The sequence below is a fragment of the Microcoleus sp. A2-C3 genome (assembly GCF_036706065.1).
Taxonomy (GTDB): Bacteria; Cyanobacteriota; Cyanobacteriia; order Cyanobacteriales; family Microcoleaceae; genus Microcoleus.
Window position 1 is genome coordinate 1 of the sequence record NZ_JAUBVX010000113.1, and the last position, 2,309, is coordinate 2,309.

General features: G+C 35.5%; 2 protein-coding genes. Both read right to left on the reverse strand.

Annotated elements, in window-relative coordinates:
- Positions 1–445: 445 nt before the first annotated feature.
- Positions 446–667, reverse strand: coding sequence for a hypothetical protein (locus QUB66_RS29485; RefSeq protein ID WP_332970783.1), 222 nt, complete (start codon positions 665–667; stop codon positions 446–448).
- Positions 668–770: 103 nt separating this feature from the next.
- The gene (locus tag QUB66_RS29490) at positions 771–1,976 is read right to left on the reverse strand and encodes an ISAzo13 family transposase (protein ID WP_332970784.1); all 1,206 of its coding nucleotides are present in this window, start codon (positions 1,974–1,976) and stop codon (positions 771–773) included.
- Positions 1,977–2,309 lie beyond the last annotated feature (333 nt).

Consider the following 2,309-nt stretch of genomic DNA (forward strand, 5'->3'; position numbering starts at 1 on the left):
AAGTTTCTAGTATCTTATCCTGTTTCTAGCAAGGCAAGAGTAAAAATAAGTTAAGAGTTGGGATTCAATCCAGTAAAGCAAAACTTTCGATTATATCATAAAATTATTTTGCAAGAGGTCTACTTAACATTAAGTGATGTCGGATTTCTGAGCGACCGTGATTGTTTTCTTGTTTGGGCGAATAAACGTATCCGCTCAATAAGTTGCGGTAAGCATTAATTTTTCGGAATTGTAGAATTTTAATTTAATTGTACAAATATCTTAATTCAGATACAAAAATCTCGCATTTGCTGGCTGCTAAATCTTGATTAAAATAATGTATTATCAATCATGAAGTCAAGGATATTACAGTCTTTTTGGAACAGTCACAATTAACAGTGGGGTGACACTTAATAAAGGAATCAAGTTCCGATAATTCAAAGCAGTTATCTTTTTTTAAACTTCTTCAATAATCCCAGGACACACCGAAAGAACAAAGCGAAGATTGTTCGCGAATAATCATCCCCAGAGCTGGAATATTTCCCCGGTGAGAAATACTAAAGTGCATATATTCAAAAAAGCTAATTCCTAATTTCCTAGTAGTCGCAACCAGAGACATGAAAATATCCATCGCCTTAGTTCCTTCACAAGTTTGAGTCGCATAGCTGATATTTCGTCGCTGCACCATTGTTCTCGCAGCTAATTCTGCCGGGTTATTATGTAATGGTAATTCCGGATGCTCCAAAACTAAAAGCAACTCAGGAATGAAAATTTAATAACTTTAGCGTTGGTTAAATAGTCGGCACTGCACGATAATTCCATTTTGGTAGATATTCATCAAAAATAATTTTCATTGTTTCTTTAAATCCATTAGCTACTTTTCGACCAGTTTCATAAATTTTATCAATCACATTTACTACGACAGAAAGCCCGGTTTTAGTATGCGTTTTTGCCATGAGTTTTTTCACTAACTCAAGAGAAGTAAAAATCACTCCTTGACAGGCTCTAGTTACGTGAGGAAACAAACGATGTTCGATCGGATTATACTTCGATGTATAGGGAGGATAGTGTGCGATCCTAATTTCTATTCCCAGCTCGTCAACTAACTTTTGTAAATCTGATTTAAAGATCTGATGATTAGAATTATTACTGCCACCTCCATCGCATTTTATTAAGATTAAATTTGCTTGAGGATAGATAAATTTTCCGTAATTAATCCACCATAGTTTGATCGATTCACAAGCAAATTCACTCGTATATTTACTGATTCCCAGGTTTAAATATCCTCGGTTATGTTGCAGATCATAAATTCCATGAGGCACTACTTTTCCCTCAGCTAGACTCCAAAAATCATGGTCATATGTCGTAACAACTTCGGTAGTATATAGACTGCCTGCTCGATATAAATTTCCAATAAATTCCTTCTTTTTTGTGTCCATACTAACAATTGGATTACCCCGCAACTCATACTGAGCCGTTATTAAAGCAAGATTCTCAAATTGTTCATTACGATTTTTTGTGACTCCGGTTGTTTGTTGTTTTTGGGCTTTGCGTTTCACATATCCATTCTTATTTAAAAGTTTTTTGACGACTGTTGTACTGACTATTGTTTCTTGAGCCTTCAAGCCTTCAACTATTTGTTGATGGGTAAGATTTGTCCATTTAATTTTTTCGGACATTGGATCTCCGGCTGTGTGGTTTTTTAAGACTTCTAAAAAACGCTCATTTAAATTAGGTATCTGAGAATCCCTAGTTTTTCTTCCTCCCACAGGTCGGCGAATTCTCTTGTGATTCCTGCTGTGTTCTGATTCACTTTTTAACTCCTTAATTCCCTTGGCTATTGTATTTCTGTCTACTCCCAAAACTCGGGCTATGTAAATGATTCCACCACGACCAAGTTTTACGGCTTCTATCGCTGCATATCTTCTTTTGTCTTTTTCAGATAAAGACTGATGATGTTGGAGCATTAAAGCAGTAATTTCGTCTGAGTAATACATAAATTAAGTTATAATTAATGATTCAAATCAACAAATCATGGGCGACATAAGAAGAGCCAAGTAGGTATAATATTTGACATCAATACCGAAACATGAACCTATTCATATTCACTCATTTATTTATTATACATCGCTGAGGTTATTAAATTTTCATTCCTTAATGGTTTAAGCATGAAGTGGATTCAGTTAGGAGAGTATTGGCAAGTACCAAGTAGTTCCTCAATAAGTGAAGCTAGGCAGCGAGTTGGATGTAGAGTAATGACTCAGTTATTTGAGCGAGTAGTTCATCCAATGGCTTCACCACAAACAGATGGGGCTTTTTTGGGTGGATTA